This is a genomic window from Herbaspirillum sp. 1130, from assembly GCF_017833835.1.
GTDB classification, from domain to species: domain Bacteria; phylum Pseudomonadota; class Gammaproteobacteria; order Burkholderiales; family Burkholderiaceae_D; genus Herbaspirillum; species Herbaspirillum huttiense.
Map to the genome: position 1 here is coordinate 118,285 of NZ_JAFICQ010000006.1, position 22,008 is coordinate 140,292.

Genomic DNA, 22,008 nt, shown 5'->3' on the forward strand with positions numbered 1-22,008 from the left:
CCGTCTGCTAAGCCCGTCTGGCCGCGATCAGCGGTTCGACGAAGGGCGCGGCCAGGGTCGGCCGGTTCTCTTCGATCTGCGCCAGGGGGCTGACCTCCCGCAGGCTCTTCAGGCTGCGCTTGGCGAGGTCGTGATACGTCTCGGTACCGGCCCGTTTCCAGGCCATCTCTTCTTCCGTCAGGTCGCGCACCACCTTGGCCGGCAAACCGGCCACCAGGGTGCGCGCGGGAATCTGCATGCCGGCGCGCACGAAGGCGCAGGCCGCCACGATGGACTGTGCGCCCACCACTGCCTCATCCATCACCACCGCATTCATGCCCACCAGCGCATCGCGTTCGACGGTGCAGCTGTGCAGCACCGCACCGTGGCCGATGTGGCCGTTCTCGCCCACCACCGTCGCATGGCCGGGGAAGCCGTGCACCACGCAGGTGTCCTGTACGTTGGCGCCGCGTTCCAGCACGATGCGGCCGAAGTCGCCGCGCAGGCAGGCGGCCGGGCCGACGTAGCAATCGGGACCGACGATGACGTCGCCAATCAGCACCGCCGTGGGATGGACATAGGCGGCCGGGTCGACCACCGGGATCACGCCTTCGATCGAGTAACAGGGCACAGCGTCTCCTTGGCCGGCGCTTTCACTGCAGGCGCCAGCAGCTTGTGGTTGCAGCGTGCTGAACTTTGCTTGTCTTTCCCGGTTGAAACGCATGGAAAAAAGCATTTGCCTGCCGCTGTTTTTTGAGGAATAATAATTTCGACCGACCGGTTGGTCAATAATGTTTTGAAGATTTTTTCTGACCGTGTTGAGGACGCAGGGAAGTCAGGGGCCTGTTCCCATTCAATCTGCGAGTGCGAGAGGTCGCCAAGCGTTGACTGCCTAGGCGCAGCGACGCGCCGTGGTGGTGCCACGGCAAGGAGCTGCAACAACGGCAGGCGACGCTTGGCGGCCTCTCCCGGAGGGTTGCCCCCAGAAGGCGTGCTGGCCGCGTTGCACGTCAGGGCTGGTGGCACCACCACCAGCCCTGACGCGCGCCTTGCCACCACGCCTTCTGGGGGCAACGCATCTCGCAGATTGAATGGGAACAGGCCCTGGGCAGGGCAGGGAGGCTGGCAGAACAGGATGTCTCCGATAGATGTTTCGTAAGAGTTTTGATTTACGGCACAATCATGACTTTGCGGAAATATCGACGAGGAAGCATTTATGCCACGCAAGCGAGCAGCGGGATACGACAACCAGCGCGAGACCATTATCGAACAGGCGGCAGCCCTGTTCGCGCGCAATGGTTTCGTGGGCACATCGATGAATGAGGTGGCGCTGGCGTGTGGCCTGTCCAAGGCGTCGCTGTATCACTACTTTGCCGACAAGCACCAGTTGCTGATGCACATCTGCGAAGACCACATCGATCGCCTCTGTGCGCTGGTCGATGAAGTCGCGCAGCAGGAGCTGGACCCCGAGCCGCGCTTGCGCCTGCTGATCCAGCGCTTCGTGGAGGAATACCGCGATGCCCAGAACGAGCATCGCGTCCTGACCGAGGACGTGCGTTTCCTGGAACCGGGAGACCAGAAGCGCATCCTCACCGGCGAGCGCAAGGTGGTCAAGGCGGTGGCCGAGGCCATGTGCGCGGTGCGGCCGGAACTGGATCGCAGCCGCATGGCCAAGCCGCTGGCCATGCTGTTGTTCGGCATGATCAACTGGATGTTCATGTGGTTGAAGCCCGATGGCGAACTGACCCATGAACGCATGGCCGTGGTCGTGTCCGATTTGTTGTTTGGCGGAATCGGTGCCGTCAGCCTGGAAGGCACCGGGAAGAAGAAACGATGACGTGAGCCCTTGATCGGTAGCGTCATTGCAGGCATGCAGCACCACAATGACAAAATCATCAAGGAGACCTCCATGCAGTTTGCTCGCCCTTTGCTGGCGCTGGCTTTGGCCGGCTGCGCGCTCGTCGCACACGCCGACATCAACGTCGGCGTCACCGTATCCACCACCGGCCCGGCCGCTTCGCTGGGCATCCCCGAAAAAAACACCATCGCACTTCTGCCTGCCACCATCGGCGGGCAGAAGATCAACTACATCGTCCTCGATGACGCCTCCGACACCACGCAGGCGGTCAAGAACGCACGCCGCTTCGTCTCCGAAAACAATGTGGATGTGATCGTCGGTTCGTCGGTGAGCCCCAACTCGATCTCGATGATCGAAGTGGCCGCCGAAGCGCAGACGCCGATGATCTCGCTGGCCGCCGCCGCGCGCATCGTCGAGCCCATGGACGCCAAGAAGAAGTGGGTCTTCAAGACCCCGCAGAACGACATCATGATGTCGCTGGCCATCGCCAAGGACATGGTGGCGCGCGGCTACCAGCGCATTGCCTTCATCGGTTATTCCAACGCCTATGGCGAAGGCTGGTACGAAGAATTCAAGAAGGCCGCCGGCCTCAAGAAACTGGAGCTGGTGGCCAATGAACGCTTCGCCCCCAACGATACCTCGGCCACCGCGCAAGCCTTGAAACTGGTGGCGGCCAAGCCGGATGCCATCCTCATCGCCGCCTCCGGCACCCCGGCCGTGGTGCCGCAGCGTGCCTTGAAGGAGCGCGGCTTCAAGGGCCAGATCTACCAGACCCACGGCGTGGCCAATGCCGACTTCCTGCGCGTGGGCGGCAAGATGCTCGACGGCACCCTGCTGCCGGCCGGCCCCGTGCTGGTAGCGGCGCAGCTTCCTGCGGCCAACCCCATCCGCAAGGTGGCGTTGGACTACACCGCCAAGTATGAAGCGGCGCACGGCAAGGACAGCGTCTCGCTCTTCGGCGGCTATGCCTGGGATGCGGGCGTGCTGCTGCAGTCGGCCATTCCGGTGGCGTTGAAACGCGGCAAGCCGGGCACGCCGGAATTCCGCGCCGCCCTGCGCGATGCGCTGGAAGCCACCAAGGAAGTCACCGGTGTACATGGCGTCTACAACATGTCGGCCACCGATCACCTGGGCCTGGACCAGCGTGCTTCGGTGATGGTCAAGATCGTTGATGGCGCCTGGCAGTACCAGCCCTGATCCCCCTTTGTCCGGCGCTGCGTGGCTGCATTGCCCGCAGCGCAGCGTTCACCCTGCCTACAGGAGTTTTCGATGTCCGCCCGTCCCCCTCTGCTCCAGAGTTTCATCGCCGGCCGCTGGTTCGGTGAAAGCCCGGCCCAGGCACTGCACAGCGCAGTCAATGGCCACACCGTCGCCAGCACCCACCAGGAATCCATCGACTTCGGCGAAGCGCTGGAGCACGCCCGCAAGAAGGGCCTGCCGGCGCTGATGCAGCTGGACTTCCAGCAACGTGCAGCGATCCTCAAGGCGCTGGCCAAGTTCCTGGTCGAGCACAAGGAAACGCTCTACGCCGTCTCCGCCCACACGGGCGCGACCCGCACCGACAGCTGGATCGACATCGAAGGCGGCAGCGGCACGCTGTTCACCTATGCCAGCATCGGCACCAATGAATTCCCCTCGTCCAACCTGGTCCACGAAGGCCCGGCCATCTCGCTGGGCAAGCAGGGCCGCTTCGCCGGGACGCACATCCTGGTGCCGCGTGGAGGCGTAGCGGTGCACATCAATGCGTTCAATTTCCCGGTCTGGGGCATGCTGGAAAAATTCGCCCCGACCTTCCTGGCCGGCATGCCCTGCATCGTCAAGCCCGCCACCGCCACCAGCTATCTGGCCGAAGCGGCAGTGCGCCTGATCCAGCAATCGGGCCTGCTGCCCGAAGGCAGCCTGCAACTGGTCATCGGCAGCACCGGCGACCTGCTCGATCGCCTGCAGGCGCAGGACGTGGTGACCTTTACCGGCTCGGCCGATACGGCGGCCAAGCTGCGTGCGCATCCGAACCTGATTGCGAATTCCATTCCCTTCAATGCCGAAGCCGATTCGCTGAACTGCGCGATTCTTGGCCCTGACGTCAATGCCGACGATGAGGAATTCGATCTCTTCGTCAAGGAGGTGGCGCGCGAGATGACCACCAAGGCCGGCCAGAAATGCACGGCCATTCGCCGCGCGATCGTGCCGCGCCAGCACTTAGATGCAATTTCGGAAAAACTCGTCGCGCGCCTGTCGAAGACCGTGATCGGTGACCCTGCGCTGGAGTCGGTGCGCATGGGACCGCTGGCCTCACGCGCACAACAGCGCGATGTGGAAGAGCGCGTGGCCTTGCTGAAACAAAGTGCCGAGCTGATCCTGGGCGCCGGCAGCAGCTTCCGGCCGCAAGGCGAAGGCGTGGGCGAGGGCGCGTTCTTCGCGCCGACCCTGCTGCTGGCACGCGATACCTCCGCCGGCAGCCCGGTGCATGAAGTGGAAGCCTTCGGTCCGGTCAGCACGCTCATGCCCTATGACGATCTCGATGAAGCCCTGGCGCTGGCCGCACGCGGACGCGGCAGCCTGGTGGCCAGCCTGGTCACGCGCAGTCCATCGGTGGCCGCGCGCGCCATTCCTGTAGCGGCTGCATGGCATGGCCGCCTGCTGGTGCTCGATCGCGAAGCGGCTCCGGAATCCACCGGCCACGGCTCGCCCCTGCCGCAGCTCAAGCACGGTGGTCCTGGCCGCGCCGGTGGCGGTGAGGAACTGGGCGGCTCGCGCGCCGTGAAGCACTACCTGCAACGCACGGCGGTGCAGGGTTCACCGACCATGCTGGCCGCAGTCGTGGGCGAACACGTGCGGGGCGCGAAGGTGCGCGAATCGGATATCCATCCCTTCCGCCACTACTTCGAGGACCTGCAGATCGGCGACTCGCTGGCTACGCACCGCCGTACCGTCACCGAAGCCGACATCGTCAATTTCGGTTGCCTCTCGGGCGACCATTTCTACATGCACTTCGACGACATCTCGGCACGCCAGTCGCCGTTCGGCAAGCGCATCGCGCATGGCTACTTCGTGCTGTCGGCAGCGGCCGGCCTGTTCGTCTCGCCGGCGCCGGGTCCGGTGCTGGCCAACTACGGACTCGATACGCTGCGCTTCGTCAAGCCGGTGGGCATCGGCGACACCATCTCGGCGCGCCTGACCTGCAAGCGCAAGATCGACCGCAACAAGAAGGATGCCAACGGCCAGGGGCAGGGCGTGGTGGCCTGGGATGTGGAGGTGAGCAACCAGGACGGCGAGCTGGTGGCGTCCTACGACATCCTGACCCTGGTGGCGAAGAAGCCGCAGGCTTGAGCCATCCGGTTTTTTGCAGAAAGCTTCATGCTCCATCCGGTATTCCGCGCCAGACACAAGAAAGCAGCCCCAAAGGTTCATCTCTGACAAGAACCGGGCCTATCCCGGCCAGTCGCAGCCCGATCTGCGGCGGCCGGCATCAACAGGAGGAGACAAGTGGATACCAGCATTCTGACCGTGCTGATCCAGGACGGCGTCACGACCGGCGCGATCTATGCGCTGCTGTCGCTGGCGCTGGTCCTGGTGTTTTCAGTGACACGGGTGATTTTCCTGCCGCAGGGCGAGTTCGTCGCCTTCGGCGCATTGACTCTGGCGGCCATCCAGAACGGGCAGGCCCCCGGCACCGCCTTGCTGCTGGTGGCGCTGGGCGGTGTGACGCTGGCCGGTGAAGGCGGCACCGCGCTGCGCCTGGCCCCAACGCGCGCGCGTTTTCTGCGCCGCCTGCCGTCGCTGCTGGCGATGCACATCGGCCTGCCGCTGGTGCTCTACGCACTGACGCGCTACGTGGACCTGCAAGCGCTGGCCATGCCCTGGCAGATCCTGCTGACGCTGCTGATCGTGGTGCCGATGGGGCCCATGATCTATCGCGTGGCTTACCAGCCGCTGGCGCATTCGAGCGTGCTGGTGCTGCTGATCGTCTCACTCGGTGTGCATCTGGCCATGGTCGGATTGGGACTGTTGATGTTCGGCCCCGAGGGGACCAACACCAAGCCCTTCACCGAGATGCAATTCACTCTGGGTGAGAGCCCGGTCTCGGGCCAGAGCGTGATCGTGCTGGTGACGGTGGCGGCCCTGATCGCCGTGATCTACGTCTTCTTCGAACGCACGCTGACCGGCAAAGCCCTGCGCGCGACTGCCGTCAATCGTCTGGGTGCGCGGCTGGTGGGGGTGGGCATCAATCAGGCAGGCAAGCTGTCCTTCGCGATGTCGGCTGGGATCGGTGCGCTGTGCGGGATCCTGATTGCGCCCTTCACCATCGTCAACTATGAGTCCGGTTTCATCATCGCCCTGAAAGGCTTTGTGGGGGCCATCTTCGGCGGACTGGCGAGTTATCCGATTGCGGCATTGGGCTCGGTGTCGGTCGGGCTGATCGAGAGTTTTTCCTCCTTCTGGGCCAGTGCCTTCAAGGAGCTGATCGTCTTCACGGTGATCATCCCCATTCTGCTGTGGCGTTCGCTGACCAGCCACCACATCGACGAAGAAGCCTGAGGACGCCGCCATGACTGCATTCACATCGCATCGCGCCGCCTTGCCGGTGCTGTTCTTCGCCATCGTGCTGGTACTGCCGCAATTGGGCTTGGCGCCGTTCTGGGTCACGCTGCTGTCCTATGTGGGCCTGTATGCCATCGTCGCGCTGGGGCTGGTGCTGCTGACCGGCGTGGCGGGATTGATCTCGTTCGGGCAGGCGGCTTTCGTCGGCATCGGTGCCTACACCACTGCGTATCTCACGACGCAGTTCGGGCTATCTCCTTGGCTTGGATTGCTGGCGGGGATCGGGCTGACCGGCTTGTCGGCTTTCCTGATCGGCACGCTCACCATGCGCATCTCCGGCCATTATCTGCCGCTGTCCACGATTGCCTGGGGCCTGTCGCTGTACTACCTGTTCGGCAACCTGGAGATGCTGGGCAAGCATGACGGCATCAACGGTATCCCGCCGATTTCCATCGGCCAGTTCACCTTCGGCAACGGGGCCTCGATGTATCTGCTGATCTGGGCCGTGGTGATCCTGGCGCTGGTATCGGTGGTCAATTTCCTCGATTCGCGTGCGGGGCGCGCGGTGCGCGCGCTCAAGTTCGGCACCGTCATGCCGGAGGCCATGGGGGTCGATACGGCGCGGCTGAAGATCGTCATCTTCGTCTACGCGGCCGTGCTGGCGGGCATTTCCGGATGGCTCTACGCGCACCTGCAACAGGCGGTCAATCCCACGCCCTTCGGTTTGAAATACGGCATCGACTATTTGCTGATGGTGGTCGTCGGTGGTGCCGGCCATGTGTGGGGAGCGATCCTCGGTGCGGGCCTGCTGGCGGTGCTGAGCAATTTCCTGCAGGAGTGGTTGCCGGGGGTGCTGGGCACGGGCGGCAATTTCGAGGCCATCGTCTTCGGCATCGCGCTGGTGATCTTTTTGCAGTTCGCCAACGAGGGCTTGTGGCCGCGTCTGCAGGCGCGATTCGGGCGTCGCCTGCCGCGTCAGCTGCCGGCGGATGCTGCGCCATTGACGCAGATTCCCAAGCCAGCGCGGGGCGAAGTGATCCTCGAAGTGGAGGCGGCGCGCAAGCAGTTCGGTGGACTGGTGGCGGTCAATGATGTGAGCTTTTCGGTGAAGGCCGGGGAGATCGTGGGACTGATCGGACCCAATGGCGCGGGCAAGTCGACCACCTTCAACCTGGTGACCGGTGTGCTCTCCATTACCAGCGGCAAGCTCAATTATCGCGGGCAGTCGCTGGCGGGCTTGTCCTCGCGCGAGATCTCCAGCCGTGGCATTGCGCGTACTTTCCAGCACGTGCGGCTGGTACCGGGCATGAGCGTGCTGGAGAACGCGGCCATGGGCGCGTTCCGGCGCGGCGAGTTCGCGCCCCAGCGCGGCATCCTGGCCAGCCTGGCGCGGGCCAATCGCAAGGAGGAAGCGCGCATTCTCAGTGAGGCGCGGCGGCAGCTGGAGCGTGTCGGCCTGGGCGATCTGATTGACCGGCCTGCGGGCAGCCTGGCCCTGGGCCAGCAGCGCATTCTGGAGATTGCACGCGCGCTGTGCTGTGATCCGGCGCTGTTGTTGCTGGATGAACCGGCGGCCGGTCTGCGCCTGAAGGAGAAGCAGGCGCTGGCGGCATTGCTGGACAAGCTGCGTGGCGAGGGCATGGCGGTGCTGCTGGTGGAGCACGACATGGACTTCGTGATGCAATTGACGGACCACATCGTGGTCATGGAATTCGGCACCAAGATTGCCGAGGGCACGCCGGCCCAGATCCAGGTCCACCCGGCGGTGCTGGAAGCCTATCTGGGAGGAGCCCAATGATGACCGCCGCGACCATGATGAACCCTGCCAGCGTGGAATCTGAAGTGCGTGCGGCGAGTGCGCCGCTGTTGCTGGAAGTCAGCGGGCTCTCGGCGCGCTATGGCAAGGTGGCGGCCTTGACCGAGGCCGCGCTGTCGCTGCGGGCCGGGCAGATCGTCACCGTCATCGGGCCCAATGGCGCGGGCAAGTCGACCTTGCTCAATGCCATGATGGGCGCCATGCCGGCGGGGGCGGCGGCCAGCGGGCGGATCGCTTTCCAGGGCGAGGACGTGAGCCAGATGGAGGTGGAGGAGCGCGTGGCGCGCGGGCTGTCGCTGGTGCCGGAAAAGCGTGAATTGTTTACGTCCATGAGCGTGGAGGACAATCTGCTCTTGGGTGCGTACAAGCGGCGGCGCAATGGCGAGTCCGGCTATCTGGATCAGCAGGAGTTTGTCTATGCCTTGTTCCCGCGTTTGAAGGAGCGGCGCAAGCAGGCGGCCGGGACCTTGTCCGGTGGTGAACGCCAGATGCTGGCGGTGGGGCGCGCCTTGATGGCCAAGCCGCAGGTGCTGATGCTGGATGAACCCAGTTTGGGGCTGGCCCCGTTGATCACCAAGGAAATTCTTTCCATCATCAGCCAGTTGCGCAGCACCGGCGTGGCCACCTTGCTGGTGGAGCAGAATGCGCGGGCGGCCTTGCAGGTGGCTGATTACGGGTATGTGCTGGAGATGGGGGAGATCGTTTGTGAAGGGCCGGCGGGGGTGCTGGCGGCGGACAAGAAGATTGTGGAGAGTTATCTGGGGGTGGCGCGGGAGCCGGTGGAGCTGATTCAGCGCAGCGCGGTTTCCTAGCGGACCAGTTGCCCGGCAGCCCGAGAGCACAGGTCATTCGGACATCAAAAAAGGGCAGCCATGGCCGCCCTCGTGTTGCGCCGGAACGCAATCACTTCGCCGTCTGCCAGGTCTTGCCTGTGCGTCCCCGCTGCTGCCACAAGGCATACACCCCCATTGACGCCACGAAGGTCAGCGGTGCCGACAGCGATGGCCAGAAGCCCGTCATCTCCATCAGCACGAAGCCCGGCACCACGCCGCAGAACCATGCACCCAGTCCGACACGATTGATGCCGGCCGACCCTTCACCGGTGCCAGCGTGATCCGGTACGGTGAGAATATGCGCCAGCGCCACGCCCACCCAGGCCACCACGAACACGCCCTGATAGGCCAGTGCCTTGAGCAGGTAGGAGAACACGTCCGCCAGCATCAGCGCATAGACCACTGCCCCGACCACCACCGACCACACCAGACGCGAGGCGTGCAGGCCCAGCAGGTTGCCGAAGAAGGCCTGCATGTTGACCGTTGCCAGATAGTAGTTGGCGGTATTGATGCGCGTCTGCGTGACCCAGACGAAGAGCAGTCCCCAGAAGCCCATCAGCTTGAGGATGGCCATCACCACCGACACCTCGGACAGCTGGCCATCCTGCGGAATGCTGCTGGCCAGGTAGATGCCGGCGGCGCCATTGAGCAGGATGGTGACCAGGTAGAAGGGCATCCCGAAATTGAAGCGGCCGTGATACGTCGCATCTTCCGGCTTGCCGAAGCGGGCATAGTCGAAGGTGAACATCATCAATACCCATACGCCCATGTAATACGTGAAGCAGCTCCACCAGCCATCTGCCGGCGGCACTGCCGGGCCGAAGTCCAGCCACTGCGGCTGGTAGCCATACTGGCTCACCGCCAGCACCAGCGCCATCAGCAGGCCCAGCAGATAGAACGGCAGCAGCACGCCGTTGAACTTGTCCAGCCAGTTCTGCACGCTGCCAAACACCAGCGGCACGCTGTAGAGCACCACGATCAGCGCGGCGACCGGATAGAGCAGCGAGGGATAAAGATGATGCAGGGCCACCGCAATCACCGAGCCCTCGAAGACGGCGTAATAGATCGCGGTGGAAAAGAAGATCAGCGTGGCCAGCGAGGCCCCGAGCCGGCCGAACAGGATGCGCGAGAACAGGGCCACCGACAGGCCGGTGCGCATGGCGTAGCGGCTGATGCAGGCATTGATGAGTCCGTAGCTGATGACCGAGAGCACCATGCCGATCAGGGCATTGCGCGCGCCGTAGGTCAGCGCCAGCGATGCGCCCACGACGATGTAGAAGATCGCGCTGCAGACGGCCCACCAGGCCATCGTCAGCGACAGTTTGCCCATGCGCGCGCTGGCGGGAACGCTGTGGGTGGAGAGATCGGTTTCCTTGTTCTGCGTGTGTGATAGGCCGGCCATGTCAGTTTCTCCAGAGACGTTGAAGCAATGATTCAATGAGGCGGATGAGAGGCAAGAAGGACGTTCCAACAAGTTGCTGCAAGTTGCTGCGACTGCGAGTACGAATGGGAAGGCAAAGCCGGGCCCGGCCCCAGGGCAGCCGCCTGTGCGGACTGGCCTGGGGACAAGCGTCAAACGCGGTGTGACCTGCGCGGAAGTGTCAGCTGCCCAGCAGGCTGCTCAGGCGCTGGAAGCGCTGCTGGTACTGGCGGCGGGCCTCCAGGGCCTGCTCCAGCGTCACCCGCACGAACTGCGCCTTGTGGTTGGGCTGCAATTGCCCGATCAGGTCGAGGTCGGCGCTGATGACCGTGCCGATGGTGGCGTAGCCGCCGCCGGAGACTGCATCCCGCAACAGGACGATGGGTTCCAGGCCACCGGGGATCTGGATCGAGCCGATGGGATAGCAGGCATCGACGATGTTGGAGGGATCCGAGCCGGCGCCGAAGGGCTGTTCGCGTGGCTTGAACTGCATCGCCTGGCCACCCTTGAAGCGGTAGCCGATACGGTCCGCTTCCGAGCCCACGGTCCAGGTATCGGCAAAGAAGCGCTCCACGGCCTCCTCGGTGAGCCGATGTATATACAGCCCCGGCACCACGCGCAGCGTGGCTTCGCGATCGAAGACCGGCACCAGCGACAGCGGCAGGGCACGCCCCTCGACCGCCTTCGACGAGGCCCGGCCAAGCGGCAGTTCATCCTCCTTGGCCAGCTTGCGTCCCTGCCACCCGCCCAGCGCACCCAGCGCATAGGTGGAACGGCTTTCCAGCACCACCGGCACATCGATGCCGCCGGCGATGGCGAGATAGCTGCGTGCGCCCGCTTTCGGATAATCGAAGCTCAGGACCTGGCCGCTGCGCACCATGAAGGCGGTATCGAGCGGGCGTTCGCTGCCATCCACACGCGGCTGCATGCGCGCTCCGGTCACGGCGACCAGGGCGTCAGACCGGAATTCCAGTTGCGGTCCGAGCAGGCTGCACTCCAGCGCGGAGGTGGTGGCGTGGTTGCCGACCAGCAGGTTGGCGCTGCGCAGGGCGTACTGGTCAAGTGCCCCCGAGGGCGGGATGCCCAGATGGTAGTAGCCTTCCCGGCCACCATCCTGCACCGAGGTCGCCAGGCCGGGCTGTTTCACCTTAATCGTCATGGAGGGCCTCCTTGAGAGCATGGATGCAGGCCTGGGGATCGGCCTGGAAGGCATCGAGATCAAAACGCGCCGGGCGGATGCGCAGGTCGAAACGACCGGCATCGACGGCCGCGATGGCGGCGTCATACGCGCTGCGATCGATGGCCTTGAATTGCACGATGTCGCCAGCGCGGAAGAACACCATCGATTCCTGCAGGTAGGGCAGGCCCTGTTGCGGATCGTAGATTGGCGCAGGCGTGACGCCGAACATCTGGTAACCGCCCGCACCGCGTACCGAGTAGATGCAACCGAAGCAGCCGCCGTGTCCCAGTGTCAGCTTCGGGGTGTCGGTGCGCGGACGCAGGTACTTGGGGACTTGCAGTTGCCGGTCCTGTTCGACCATCTGGTACATGAAGGGAAGGCCGGCCACGAAGCCGACCATGGAGACGAACCACGGCGTGCCACTGTGGGCTGCGATGAAGGCTTGCACTTCGTCGTAGCCATTGATGCGCGCTGCGTATTGCAGGTCGGTGGAGGCGGGATCCTGGTGACGGTCGCGGAAGCGCGCCTGGGTTTCATTGGTCCAGGGATCGTCATACAGCACCGGAACTTCGATGATGCGCGTGTCGATGCGGCGCTCGGCCGTGGTGCTGCTTTCCAGCGCCTTGACCTGTTCCAGCAGGGCCAGCGGATGGATCAGGTCGGGATCGAAGCGGATCTGGAAGGAGGCATTGGCCAGGCAGACATCGAGTACACCGGGCAATGCCAGCTGTTCCACTGCGCGAGTGATGGCCATGGCGCGGAAGAAGGCTTCCAGTGACATCGACTCCGATACTTCCGCAAAGAGATGTTCGTCACCTGCAATGCTGTAGCGAATGGGCGTGGACTGTGAGGCTTGTGTGCGGTTCATCTCAGGCCTCCTCAAGTTGCGCGGTGCGCGCGTTGGCACGTTCGGCCAGCCAGCTTTCCAGCGCGCCGGTATCGAAGCGGGCAGCCTGTACGCGGGCATCGGCCAGCAACCACTGATGCAGTGGCAAGGTGGTGGCCATGCCAGTGATGTGCGTGGCAGCAACCGCCGCCTGGGCGCGGGCGATGGCCTGCGTACGGTCCTTGCCATGGACCACCAGCTTGGCCAGCAACGAGTCGTAATACGGCGGGATGCGATAGCCCGCATAGAGATGGCTCTCCACGCGGATGCCCTCGCCCTGCGGCCACTGCAGTTCGGCAACAGTGCCGGGGCAGGGGAAGAAATTGCGCTTGGGATCTTCGGCATTGATGCGCATCTCCAGCGCTGCGCCTTGCATGCGGATGTCGGACTGCTGCAGGCCCAGCGGCTCGCCACCGGCGATGCGCAACATGGCCTGGACCAGATCGATGCCGGTGATCATCTCGGTGACGGGATGCTCGACCTGGATGCGGGTATTCATCTCGATGAAGAAGAACTCGCCGCTCTCGTCGTCGAACAGATATTCGAGCGTCCCGGCACCGCGGTAGCGCAGCCGGGCGGCCAGACGCACGGCGCTGTCGCAGAGGGCCTGCCGCTGTTGCGGCGTGAGCGCAGGTGAGGGGGCTTCTTCGAAGACCTTCTGGCGACGCCGTTGCAGCGAGCATTCGCGTTCGAACAGGTGAACGGCTCGCTGGCCATCGCCCAGGATCTGTACTTCGATGTGGCGCGCACGGCGGATGAAACGCTCCAGATACACTGCACCGGAACCGAAGGCGGCCTGGGCTTCGCCCTGCGCCAGCGGGAACTCCCGCGCCAGTTCGGCGGCATCGCGCGCCATGCGGATGCCACGGCCGCCGCCTCCGGCAGAGGCCTTGATCAGCAGCGGATAGCCGACCTCGTCGGCACAGGCCAGCGCGCTGGCAATATCCTCCAGTTCGCCCGCCGAGCCCGGCACCACCGGCACCCCGGCGGCGGCCGCGGTACGACGCGCTTCGGCCTTGTCGCCCATGCGGCGGATGGTATCGGCCTCCGGTCCCACGAAGATCAATCCGGCCGCGCTGACGGCTTCGGCGAAGGCAGCGTTTTCGGAGAGGAAACCATAGCCAGGATGGATGGCATCGGCACCGCTGTCGCGTGCCGCCTTCAGCAAGGCGTCCACATTGAGATAGCTGCGGTCGGCGCGGGCCGGGCCGATGAGTTGGACTTCGTCGGCCATGCGCGCGGCCAGCGAATCGGCATCGGCTTCGCTACAGGCAGCTACCGTCTTGATGCCCAGGGCTTGTGCGGCACGAATGATGCGCACCGCGATCTCGCCGCGATTGGCGATGAGGAGTTTGCGCAGGGAAGTCGTCATGATGCCGGCCTCAGTCTGCGGTCTCGATCACGGCGACCAGCTGGCCGGGTTCGACCGGGTCGCCGTTGCCGACGTGGAAGGCCAGCAGCTTGCCGCCGTGCTCGGCCTGCAATTCCGTAAATTGTTTCATCACTTCGATCAGGCCGATCACGCGGCCGGCTTCGATGGCGTCGCCTGCCTCTGCATAGGGTGGGGCATCGGGGCTGGACCGGCGATAGAAGGTGCCGGGCAAAGGGGAGTGCACTTCGTGGACTGCCATGACTTTTCTCCTTCGTAACGAATGGGGGGATCAGCGCGGCGCGGCAATGGCGATGTCGGCCGCGTCCAGGCTCTTGCGCGTGGCCTGCACCAGCGCCAGTGCACCGGGGGTATCGCTGTGGATGCAGACGGAGTCGAAGGCGATGGGGATGTCGCGTCCTTCGACCGTACGCACCACGCCTTCGCGACACGCCCGCAGCACCTTGGCTGCGACCTGGGCCGGATCGAGCGCACCGACGCGGCGGGTGAAGACGATGGAGCCGCTGTTGTCGTAATCGCGGTCGGCATAGAACTCGCAGACCACCGCCTGCTGCAGTTCCTGCGCCACGCGCCAGACCGCCGAGCCGTGCATGCAGAAGAGAAGCAAGTTCGGGTCCAGCTGGCGCAGCGTCTGCACGAAGACGCGGGCGGCTTCTTCATCGCGGGCCAGGTGCATGTAGAGCGCGCCGTGCGGCTTGATGTGCTGCAGGGTCATGCCGTTGAGGCGGGCGAACTCACGCAGGGCACCGAGCTGGTAGAGCATGTCGTTGACCAGTTCGATGGCCGGCGCATTCAGATGGCGGCGGCCGAAACCGACCAGGTCGCGAAAGCCGGGATGTGCGCCGATGGCCACGCCGTGTTGCCGGGCCTGTTCCACCGTACGCCGCATGGTGTTGGGATCGCCTGCGTGAAAGCCGGTGGCGATGTTGGCTGAACTGATCAGGGGCATGATGGCCGCATCGACGCCATCGCCGATGGTCCAGGGGCCGAAGCCTTCGCCCATGTCCGAATTCAGGTCGATTGTCTTCATCTGGTGGTCTCCGGTGCTGTCGGAATCAGCACATGAAACCGAGTATAGAAATCGTCAACGGTATTGGACAGATGTATTATCAGAGGGCTTGATATCGAAAAATCCGATAGCTTATGAAGGGCGTCAAACATGGCCATCACCCTCCGGCAGATCCGTTACTTCGTGGCCACAGCGGAAGTGGGGCAGATTTCGCAGGCGGCGATCCATCTGCACATTTCGCAATCCTCGGTCACCAGTGCCATCCAGGAACTGGAGGCTTTGCTGGGGGCTCCGCTGTTCATCCGTTCTCCGCAGGGGATGATCCTCACCGACAGCGGGCGGCATTTCCTCAACCATGCGTATTCGATCCTGCGCAGCGTGGACGATGCGATGAAGAGTCCCTTGCCGGACAACACGGCCAGCGGCAGTTTGCGGGTGGCGGCCAGTTACACGGTGCTGGGGTATTTTTTGCCGCACCATCTGCAGCGGCTGTCGCAGTCCTATCCGGGCATCAAGATCCACGTGCATGAGAAGGAGCGCGCGGAGATCGAGCAGAGCCTGGTGGAGGGCGAGATCGATATGGCGGTGGTGCTGACATCCAATCTGCGGCACCGCGAGATTGCCTATGAGACCTTGTTCGGATCAGTGCGCCGCCTGTGGCTGCCGGCGCGGCACGCGCTGGGCGAGCGCACGGTGGTGAATTTGTCCGAAGTGGCCAATGAGCCCTTCATCCTGCTGACGGTGGACGAGGCCGACAAGACCGCGCTGCGCTACTGGAATCAAAGCGGACGCAAGCCCAACATCATCATGCGCACCAGTTCCATCGAGGCGGTGCGTAGCATGGTGGCCAATGGGTCGGGGGTGGCGATTCTGTCGGACCTGGTGTACCGGCCCTGGTCGCTGGAGGGATTGCGGATCGAGACGGTGTTGCTGATGGATCACGTGCCGGCCATGAATGTGGGGCTGGCCTGGCGCAAGGGGGTGGCATTTACGCCAGCCATGGAGGCGGTGCGGGAGTATTTCAGGCAGTCGTTTTTGACGCCGCAGTTGAGTAGTGGGAGGAGATAAGGGCCGGCAAGGCGAGCATCCGGACGCACTTGCCGATCAGTGGCTGGAATCCTGATCGCGAGCCGGAGGCGTTTCAAGTGGAAGTACTACATGTTGGTACGACATTGAATCAAGTTGCAGGGCGGCTGTTAATAAAAAACCCCGAATCAATTCGGGGTTTTTATTGAGGTCGACTCGCGTCGATCGGGAAGGCGTCACACGTTGAACAAGAAATTCATCACATCCCCATCCTTGACCACATACTCCTTGCCTTCCGCGCGCATCTTGCCCGCTTCCTTGGCACCGGCCTCACCCTTGAAGGCAATGAAGTCCTCAAAGGCAATGGTCTGCGCACGAATGAAGCCGCGTTCGAAGTCGGTGTGGATCACGCCGGCCGCCTGCGGGCCGGTCGCACCCACCGGCACCGTCCAGGCGCGCACTTCCTTGACGCCAGCGGTGAAGTAGGTCTGCAGACCCAGCAGCTTGAAGGCCGCGCGGATCAGGCGATCCAGGCCCGGTTCTTCCATGCCCATGTCGGCCAGGAAGTCGGCCTTGTCGGCGTCGTCCAGGTCGGCGATCTCGGCTTCGATGGCCGCGCAGATGGCCACGATGGGCGCGTTCTGCTCCTTGGCGTAGGCAGTCAGCTGGTCCAGCAGCGGATTGTCGGTGAAACCGCTGTCGGACACGTTGGCCACGTACATCGCCGGCTTGGCCGTGATCAGGCACAGCGGCTTGATCAGCAGCATTTCTTCGGCATCCAGGCCCAGTGCGCGCACCGGCTTGGCTTCGTCCAGCGCCGGCATGATGCGCTCCAGCAGGGCCACCAGCTTGGCGGCATCCTTGTCGCCGGAACGGGCCTTCTTCTGCTCGCGATGGATGGCCTTCTCGACGGTGCCCATGTCGGCCAGCGCCAGTTCGGTCTGGATCACGGCGATGTCGTCCAGCGGGCTCACGCGACCAGCCACGTGGATCACGTTCGGATCTTCGAAACAACGCACCACGTTGACGATGGCGTCCGTCTCGCGGATGTGCGACAGGAACTGGTTGCCCAAACCTTCACCCTTGGAGGCACCCGCCACCAGGCCGGCGATGTCCACGAATTCCACCGTCGCCGGCAGGATGCGCTCGGGCTTGACGATCTCGGCCAGCGCCTTCAGACGCGGATCGGGCACTTCCACGATGCCGACGTTGGGCTCGATGGTGCAGAACGGATAGTTCTCGGCGGCGATGCCCGCCTTGGTCAGCGCGTTGAAAAGAGTGGACTTACCGACGTTGGGCAGACCCACGATGCCGCATTTGAGGCTCATGACAGATTCTTCCGAAAGCAAAACCGACATTGTAGCAAGCCGCACGCCCCAAGCCCCAGCTTTGCGATGCAGCATCCTTCCGCACCCCCGCGCTGTGGTATCTCCCCATCACTGGTAACATGCGAGCCTTGATTCGCGTCTCGGAAAATTGTCTGCATTGCACCATTTCGTTGCAGACGCACCACGCAATGAGAAATTTTTTGCCGATGCAATATTTAAATGACTCAATCGTCATCTAGTTGGTTGGCGGAAATTGTAGTTATTTGTAGTGAACATGCAGGCAACTTGTAAAGAACGGGGCTTTTCGGCTCCCGCCATTTACAGGCTGTATTGCCTTCTTGAAAGCGATTTGTAAAATTTGCTCTACAATGTCGGTTTTCCCAAATCCTCAACGAATCCCTTTGCCTGCTTTGACTAATATCGTCGAAATCCGCGATCTGCACTTCCGTTATGGCGACCGGCCTATCCTGACCGGTCTGCAGATGGACTTCCCGCGTGGCAAGGTGGTGGCAGTGATGGGCGGTTCCGGATCCGGCAAGACCACCATCCTGCGCCTGATCGGCGGGCAGCTGCAGCCGCAGGAGGGCAGGGTGGAAGTCGATGGCGAGAACGTGCCGTCGCTGGCGACCAAACAACTCTACGTGTTGCGTCGCAAAATGGGCATGCTGTTCCAGAACGGCGCGCTCTTTACCGACATGACGGTGTTCGACAACGTGGCCTTCCCGCTGCGCGAGCATACCGATCTGGATGAAACGCTCATCCGCGACCTGGTGCTCATGAAGCTCAACGCCGTGGGACTGCGCAATGCCGCCTCGCTCAAACCCGCCGAGATCTCCGGCGGCATGGCGCGCCGGGTGGCGCTGGCACGGGCCATCGCGCTTGATCCGGCGCTGATCATGTATGACGAACCCTTCGCCGGGCTCGATCCGATTTCCATGGGCGTGACCGCCAATCTGATTCGCCGGCTCAACGATGCCCTGGGCTCGACCTCGATCCTGGTATCGCACGACGTCAATGAATCCTTCGCCATTGCCGACTATGTGTATTTCCTGTCGGCCGGCAAGATCGTGGCGCAGGGGACACCGCAAGAAATGCGTGAATCCACCGATCCCTATGTGAAACAATTTGTCCACGCCCAGGCGGATGGCCCGGTGCCCTTCCACTATCCCGGCAAATCGCTGGCTGAGGACCTGGGCCTGGGAGGTGCAGCATGATCGCCGGTTTCGTCAGCGGCCTCGGCCGCAGCGTGCGCGAATTCGTGGTCGGGGTCGGCTTTGCCGGACGCATGTTCATCAATATGCTGGGCGCCTCCCTGGGCCTGCTGCGCCGCCCGCGCCTCATCACCGATCAGATCCACTTCATCGGCAACTATTCGCTGGTGATCATCACCGTGTCGGGCCTGTTTGTGGGCTTCGTGCTGGGGCTGCAGGGCTATTACACGCTCAACAAGTATGGTTCGGAACAGGCGCTCGGTCTGTTGGTAGCCCTGTCGCTGACGCGTGAACTGGGTCCTGTCGTGACCGCGTTGCTGTTTGCCGGCCGCGCCGGGACCTCGCTGACCGCCGAGATCGGACTGATGAAGGCCGGCGAGCAACTTTCTGCCATGGAAATGATGGCCGTGAACCCGCTGCAACGCGTGGTGGCCCCGCGCTTCTGGGCTGGCGTGATCGCCATGCCGGTGCTGGCGGCCATCTTCAGCGCCGTCGGCGTGCTGGGCGGCTATGTGGTCGGCGTGCTGCTGATCGGCGTGGATGAAGGCGCCTTCTGGTCGCAGATGCAGGGCGGCGTGGATGTGTGGAATGACATCGCCAATGGCGTGTTGAAGAGCATCGTCTTCGGTATCGCCGTCACCTTCGTGGCGCTGTTCCAGGGCTATGAAGCGCAGCCGACCCCCGAAGGCGTGGCCCGGGCCACCACCCGGACCGTGGTGATCGCCTCGCTGACCGTACTGGGCCTGGATTTCCTGCTGACTGCACTGATGTTCAGTTGAGTGCCGCAGTGCTTGGACAAGCGCCCGGTCGGGGCGCAATGATGTGAATAAAAGGGTAGAAAAAGGGTTCAATATGCAACGTAAATCTCTGGATGCCTGGGTAGGAATCTTCGTGCTGGCCGGTGTGGCCGCGCTGGCGTTCCTGGCGCTCAAGGTCGGCAACATGAGCTCGATGTCCTTCGGCCAGAAGACCTATGCCCTCAAGGCCAATTTTGACAACATCGGCGGCCTGAAGTCGCGTGCGGCGGTCAAGAGCGCCGGTGTGGTCGTGGGCCGGGTGGATTCGATCCGCTTCGATGACCAGACCTTCCGCGCCGTGGTCACGCTGAACATGAACGAAAGCTACAAATTCCCCAAGGACAGCTCGGCCAAGATCCTGACCTCGGGTCTGTTGGGTGAACAATACATCGGCATCGAGCCAGGCGGCGATACTGCTAACCTGGCCTCGGGCGATACGATTAAGATGACACAATCCGCCATCGTTCTGGAAAACCTCATCGGTCAATTCCTGTACAGCAAGGCGGCAGAGGGAAAGGATGATTCCAAATGAATCAAATGAATAAAAAAGCCATCAGCACCGTCTACGCAGGCCGTCTCGGCGCCCTGACCCTGGCGGCGGCAGCCCTGACCGGCTGCGCCAGCACCAGCAACAATCCGAACGATCCGCTGGAAGGCTTCAACCGCACCATGTTCAGCTTCAACGACACGGTCGACAAGGTGGCCCTGAAGCCGGCCGCGCAAGCCTACGACACCGTGGTACCGACCCCGATCCAGCATGGCGTGGGCAACTTCTTCGGCAACATCGGCGATGTCTGGTCGTCCATCAACCAGCTGCTGCAGGGCCGTATCGAGCAGGGCGTCTCGACCTTCATGCGTGTGGCCATCAACACCACCTTCGGTCTGGGTGGCGTGCTGGACGTGGCGACCGAAGCCCGCCTACCGCGCGAGAAGTCCGATTTCGGCCAGACCCTGGGCAAGTGGGGCGTCGGCTCCGGCCCGTACGTGGTGCTGCCGTTCTTCGGCCCGTCCACGCTGCGTGACACCGCCGGCATGCCGGTGGACCTGTACGGCGACCTGTGGACCTACAAGCGTCCGACCCGCTGGCGCAACGTCGGTGCCGTGGTCCGCATCGTCGACCGCCGCGCCCAGTTGCTGGATGCCTCGACCCTGCTGGAAGATGCCGCGCTGGACAAGTACGACTTCGTGCGCGACGCCTACCTGCAACGTCGCCAGAGTCAGATCAATGGTGGCTCCAGCGGCCGCGAGCAAAAGGAAGAAGCGATCAAGCCCTGATGGCCGCCGACCTTGCCCCGCTGACCAGCGGGGAGGCCGCGGTCTCGCTTGCGGTGCCGCAGTCTTGTCTTGAAATGTGGGCCAATTGCCCAATCTGCGCTGTCTGCCCAGTTTCTTTGCCCTCCGAGGGCAATCTGTAACATCCGTGCCGAACTGTGACGGCACGGGAACCCCGCTCCCGGGCGGGCTTCGAAGGACATGCCGGCTGCCGTCGGCGCACGCATCGCGACTCATTGCGATGCAGCCCGGGCAGCCCCGGCACCTTCTGCTGACTCGAATGGAAAACCGACTTATGAAGATGCTTACCAAACTTTTCGCTATCGCTGCCTTCGCGGTTCCCGCGTTGTCCTTCTCCGGTGCAGCGGCCGCCCAGGAAGCCCCGGATGCGCTGGTCAAGCGCATCAGCTCGGAAGTGCTGGATACTGCCAAGAATGACAAGGATATCCAGTCCGGCGACAATACCCGCATCATGCAGCTGGTGGAACAGAAGATCCTCCCCTACGTCGACTTCGAGCGCATGACCCAGCTGGCCGCCGGCCGCTACTGGCGCCAGGCCACCCCGGATCAGCAGAAGCAGCTGATTACCCAGTTCCGCAGCCTGCTGGTGTTCACCTACTCCGGCGCGCTGTCGCAGGTGCGTGACCAGAAGATCGAATTCAAGCCGCTGCGCGCCGCCCCGACCGATACCGAAGTGGAAGTGAACTCGCAGGTAATCTCCTCGCGCGGCGGTGAGCCGATCCAGCTGAGCTATCGCCTGGAAAAGAAGCCCGACGGCTGGAAGCTGTATGACGTCAACGTGCTGGGCGCCTGGCTGGTGGAAGCCTACCGCGGCACCTTCTCCAACGAGATCAGCAAGGGCGGCATCGACGGCCTGATCAAGGCGTTGACCGACAAGAACCAGCAGTTGGCCGCACGCGGCAACGGCAAGAAGTAAGCTGTTCCGTTCATCGACCAATCTCCTGAACCGAAAGAACGCACCATGTTCAAGCCCGGCGCCTCGCTGACCTTCACCAATGCCAGCACCGTCCTGCGCGAAGGCCTGTCGGCCATCGCCGCCGGCCAGGCCAGCATTGACGTCAGCGAGGTGGCCGTGGTCGATTCCTCGGCCGTGGCGACCCTGCTGGCCTGGCGGCGTGCCGCTGCCGGTCGCGGCGCCGCGCTGGATTTCGGTCCCTTGCCGGCCAACCTGCAGAGCCTGGCCGATCTCTACGGCGTGACCGCCCTGTTGCAAGGTGCAGCCGCACCGACCTCCGCTACCGATCGACATCACTGATCGCGTTTTCTCCTTGCGACCCGGGCTCCCGGGTGCCGGGAAGCCCGTGCTACGGCGGCCCGGAATATCGAATTCCCCTATAATCGAAGGTTTTGCAGGCGCGCTGGCGGCGTTGGCAGCGGATCACGTTTCCGCCAGGCATTCTCCCGCCCGTCGGCATCGGCAAAACATTCCGGCTATTTCAT

Annotated in this window: 21 protein-coding genes; 13 read left to right on the forward strand and 8 right to left on the reverse strand. The window is 63.4% G+C overall.

Features of this window, described 5'->3' with window-relative positions; genetic code table 11:
* Nucleotides 1-7: 7 nt before the first annotated feature.
* The gene (locus JOD78_RS24785) at nt 8-610 is read right to left on the reverse strand and encodes a phenylacetic acid degradation protein PaaY (RefSeq protein WP_134136913.1); all 603 of its coding nucleotides are present in this window, start codon (nt 608-610) and stop codon (nt 8-10) included.
* A 585-nt stretch (nt 611-1,195) separates the two neighbouring features.
* On the opposite strand from JOD78_RS24785, the gene JOD78_RS24790 reads away from it, so the two are divergent.
* The 6 genes from JOD78_RS24790 to JOD78_RS24815 all read left to right on the forward strand — a co-directional run bounded on the left by JOD78_RS24790 (nt 1,196) and on the right by JOD78_RS24815 (nt 9,007).
* On the forward strand, nt 1,196-1,816 hold the full coding sequence (locus JOD78_RS24790; RefSeq protein ID WP_039786324.1) for a TetR/AcrR family transcriptional regulator: 621 nt from the start codon (nt 1,196-1,198) through the stop codon (nt 1,814-1,816).
* Nucleotides 1,817-1,888: 72 nt separating this feature from the next.
* Nucleotides 1,889-3,034 carry an ABC transporter substrate-binding protein gene (locus JOD78_RS24795; protein ID WP_204727025.1) on the forward strand — a complete coding sequence of 382 codons (1,146 nt, stop codon included), beginning with the start codon at nt 1,889-1,891 and terminating at the stop codon, nt 3,032-3,034.
* Nucleotides 3,035-3,106: 72 nt separating this feature from the next.
* Complete coding sequence (gene paaZ / locus JOD78_RS24800) at nt 3,107-5,167, forward strand: phenylacetic acid degradation bifunctional protein PaaZ (RefSeq protein ID WP_209569334.1); 2,061 nt, start codon at nt 3,107-3,109, stop codon at nt 5,165-5,167.
* Between the two features lie 156 nt (nt 5,168-5,323).
* Complete coding sequence (locus tag JOD78_RS24805) at nt 5,324-6,376, forward strand: branched-chain amino acid ABC transporter permease (protein WP_209569332.1); 1,053 nt, start codon at nt 5,324-5,326, stop codon at nt 6,374-6,376.
* Between the two features lie 10 nt (nt 6,377-6,386).
* The gene (locus JOD78_RS24810) at nt 6,387-8,177 is read left to right on the forward strand and encodes a branched-chain amino acid ABC transporter ATP-binding protein/permease (RefSeq protein ID WP_051057370.1); all 1,791 of its coding nucleotides are present in this window, start codon (nt 6,387-6,389) and stop codon (nt 8,175-8,177) included.
* Nucleotides 8,174-9,007 carry an ABC transporter ATP-binding protein gene (locus JOD78_RS24815; RefSeq protein WP_204727028.1) on the forward strand — a complete coding sequence of 278 codons (834 nt, stop codon included), beginning with the start codon at nt 8,174-8,176 and terminating at the stop codon, nt 9,005-9,007. Before JOD78_RS24810 ends, JOD78_RS24815 begins: the two co-directional genes overlap by 4 nt.
* Before the next feature lie 91 nt (nt 9,008-9,098).
* Here JOD78_RS24815 and JOD78_RS24820 read toward each other — a convergent pair whose 3' ends face one another.
* The 6 genes from JOD78_RS24820 to JOD78_RS24845 all read right to left on the reverse strand — a co-directional run bounded on the left by JOD78_RS24820 (nt 9,099) and on the right by JOD78_RS24845 (nt 14,934).
* Entirely contained in the window at nt 9,099-10,430 is a 1,332-nt protein-coding gene (locus JOD78_RS24820; RefSeq protein WP_209569330.1) for an allantoin permease, read from the reverse strand.
* A gap of 199 nt (nt 10,431-10,629) precedes the next feature.
* Complete coding sequence (locus JOD78_RS24825; protein WP_209569328.1) at nt 10,630-11,607, reverse strand: biotin-dependent carboxyltransferase family protein; 978 nt, start codon at nt 11,605-11,607, stop codon at nt 10,630-10,632.
* Nucleotides 11,597-12,496: an allophanate hydrolase subunit 1 gene (locus JOD78_RS24830; RefSeq protein WP_209569325.1), complete on the reverse strand. Its 900-nt coding sequence runs from the start codon at nt 12,494-12,496 to the stop codon at nt 11,597-11,599. Before JOD78_RS24830 ends, JOD78_RS24825 begins: the two co-directional genes overlap by 11 nt.
* A gap of 1 nt (nt 12,497) precedes the next feature.
* Nucleotides 12,498-13,886: an acetyl-CoA carboxylase biotin carboxylase subunit gene (locus JOD78_RS24835; RefSeq protein WP_209569323.1), complete on the reverse strand. Its 1,389-nt coding sequence runs from the start codon at nt 13,884-13,886 to the stop codon at nt 12,498-12,500.
* A 10-nt stretch (nt 13,887-13,896) separates the two neighbouring features.
* On the reverse strand, nt 13,897-14,145 hold the full coding sequence (locus tag JOD78_RS24840) for an acetyl-CoA carboxylase (RefSeq protein WP_209569322.1): 249 nt from the start codon (nt 14,143-14,145) through the stop codon (nt 13,897-13,899).
* 30 nt (nt 14,146-14,175) lie between these two features.
* Nucleotides 14,176-14,934 (reverse strand): 5-oxoprolinase subunit PxpA, encoded by a 759-nt coding sequence (locus JOD78_RS24845; RefSeq protein WP_039786339.1) that lies wholly within the window; start codon nt 14,932-14,934, stop codon nt 14,176-14,178.
* Nucleotides 14,935-15,063: 129 nt separating this feature from the next.
* Here JOD78_RS24845 and JOD78_RS24850 point away from each other — a divergent pair, with 129 nt between their 5' ends.
* Nucleotides 15,064-15,981 carry a LysR family transcriptional regulator gene (locus JOD78_RS24850; RefSeq protein ID WP_034330719.1) on the forward strand — a complete coding sequence of 306 codons (918 nt, stop codon included), beginning with the start codon at nt 15,064-15,066 and terminating at the stop codon, nt 15,979-15,981.
* Nucleotides 15,982-16,175: 194 nt separating this feature from the next.
* On the opposite strand, the gene ychF is transcribed toward JOD78_RS24850, so the two are convergent.
* On the reverse strand, nt 16,176-17,267 hold the full coding sequence (gene ychF, locus JOD78_RS24855) for a redox-regulated ATPase YchF (RefSeq protein WP_088756877.1): 1,092 nt from the start codon (nt 17,265-17,267) through the stop codon (nt 16,176-16,178).
* A 410-nt stretch (nt 17,268-17,677) separates the two neighbouring features.
* On the opposite strand from ychF, the gene JOD78_RS24860 reads away from it, so the two are divergent.
* From JOD78_RS24860 to JOD78_RS24885, 6 genes are all read left to right on the forward strand, one after another.
* Nucleotides 17,678-18,481, forward strand: coding sequence for an ABC transporter ATP-binding protein (locus JOD78_RS24860; RefSeq protein ID WP_198516418.1), 804 nt, complete (start codon nt 17,678-17,680; stop codon nt 18,479-18,481).
* Nucleotides 18,478-19,257: a lipid asymmetry maintenance ABC transporter permease subunit MlaE gene (gene mlaE / locus JOD78_RS24865; protein WP_121040431.1), complete on the forward strand. Its 780-nt coding sequence runs from the start codon at nt 18,478-18,480 to the stop codon at nt 19,255-19,257. Before JOD78_RS24860 ends, mlaE begins: the two co-directional genes overlap by 4 nt.
* Before the next feature lie 73 nt (nt 19,258-19,330).
* Entirely contained in the window at nt 19,331-19,807 is a 477-nt protein-coding gene (mlaD, locus tag JOD78_RS24870) for an outer membrane lipid asymmetry maintenance protein MlaD (RefSeq protein ID WP_034330727.1), read from the forward strand.
* A 5-nt stretch (nt 19,808-19,812) separates the two neighbouring features.
* Entirely contained in the window at nt 19,813-20,550 is a 738-nt protein-coding gene (locus JOD78_RS24875; RefSeq protein WP_121040429.1) for a VacJ family lipoprotein, read from the forward strand.
* Nucleotides 20,551-20,842: 292 nt separating this feature from the next.
* Complete coding sequence (locus JOD78_RS24880) at nt 20,843-21,484, forward strand: ABC transporter substrate-binding protein (protein ID WP_121040427.1); 642 nt, start codon at nt 20,843-20,845, stop codon at nt 21,482-21,484.
* Between the two features lie 45 nt (nt 21,485-21,529).
* Complete coding sequence (locus JOD78_RS24885; protein ID WP_034330732.1) at nt 21,530-21,823, forward strand: STAS domain-containing protein; 294 nt, start codon at nt 21,530-21,532, stop codon at nt 21,821-21,823.
* Nucleotides 21,824-22,008: the final 185 nt, after the last annotated feature.

What these genes read in the sequence shown, in the direction of transcription:
- JOD78_RS24790 (WP_039786324.1), top strand. Translation starts at nt 1,196, where the DNA reads ATGCCACGCAAGCGAGCAGCGGGATACGACAACCAGCGCGAGACCATT.
- JOD78_RS24795 (WP_204727025.1), top strand. Translation starts at nt 1,889, where the DNA reads ATGCAGTTTGCTCGCCCTTTGCTGGCGCTGGCTTTGGCCGGCTGCGCG.
- paaZ (WP_209569334.1), top strand. Translation starts at nt 3,107, where the DNA reads ATGTCCGCCCGTCCCCCTCTGCTCCAGAGTTTCATCGCCGGCCGCTGG.
- JOD78_RS24810 (WP_051057370.1), top strand. Translation starts at nt 6,387, where the DNA reads ATGACTGCATTCACATCGCATCGCGCCGCCTTGCCGGTGCTGTTCTTC.
- JOD78_RS24815 (WP_204727028.1), top strand. Translation starts at nt 8,174, where the DNA reads ATGATGACCGCCGCGACCATGATGAACCCTGCCAGCGTGGAATCTGAA.
- JOD78_RS24820 (WP_209569330.1), bottom strand. Translation starts at nt 10,430, where the DNA reads ATGGCCGGCCTATCACACACGCAGAACAAGGAAACCGATCTCTCCACC.
- JOD78_RS24825 (WP_209569328.1), bottom strand. Translation starts at nt 11,607, where the DNA reads ATGACGATTAAGGTGAAACAGCCCGGCCTGGCGACCTCGGTGCAGGAT.
- JOD78_RS24830 (WP_209569325.1), bottom strand. Translation starts at nt 12,496, where the DNA reads ATGAACCGCACACAAGCCTCACAGTCCACGCCCATTCGCTACAGCATT.
- JOD78_RS24835 (WP_209569323.1), bottom strand. Translation starts at nt 13,886, where the DNA reads ATGACGACTTCCCTGCGCAAACTCCTCATCGCCAATCGCGGCGAGATC.
- JOD78_RS24840 (WP_209569322.1), bottom strand. Translation starts at nt 14,145, where the DNA reads ATGGCAGTCCACGAAGTGCACTCCCCTTTGCCCGGCACCTTCTATCGC.
- JOD78_RS24845 (WP_039786339.1), bottom strand. Translation starts at nt 14,934, where the DNA reads ATGAAGACAATCGACCTGAATTCGGACATGGGCGAAGGCTTCGGCCCC.
- JOD78_RS24850 (WP_034330719.1), top strand. Translation starts at nt 15,064, where the DNA reads ATGGCCATCACCCTCCGGCAGATCCGTTACTTCGTGGCCACAGCGGAA.
- ychF (WP_088756877.1), bottom strand. Translation starts at nt 17,267, where the DNA reads ATGAGCCTCAAATGCGGCATCGTGGGTCTGCCCAACGTCGGTAAGTCC.
- mlaE (WP_121040431.1), top strand. Translation starts at nt 18,478, where the DNA reads ATGATCGCCGGTTTCGTCAGCGGCCTCGGCCGCAGCGTGCGCGAATTC.
- mlaD (WP_034330727.1), top strand. Translation starts at nt 19,331, where the DNA reads ATGCAACGTAAATCTCTGGATGCCTGGGTAGGAATCTTCGTGCTGGCC.
- JOD78_RS24875 (WP_121040429.1), top strand. Translation starts at nt 19,813, where the DNA reads ATGAATAAAAAAGCCATCAGCACCGTCTACGCAGGCCGTCTCGGCGCC.
- JOD78_RS24880 (WP_121040427.1), top strand. Translation starts at nt 20,843, where the DNA reads ATGAAGATGCTTACCAAACTTTTCGCTATCGCTGCCTTCGCGGTTCCC.
- JOD78_RS24885 (WP_034330732.1), top strand. Translation starts at nt 21,530, where the DNA reads ATGTTCAAGCCCGGCGCCTCGCTGACCTTCACCAATGCCAGCACCGTC.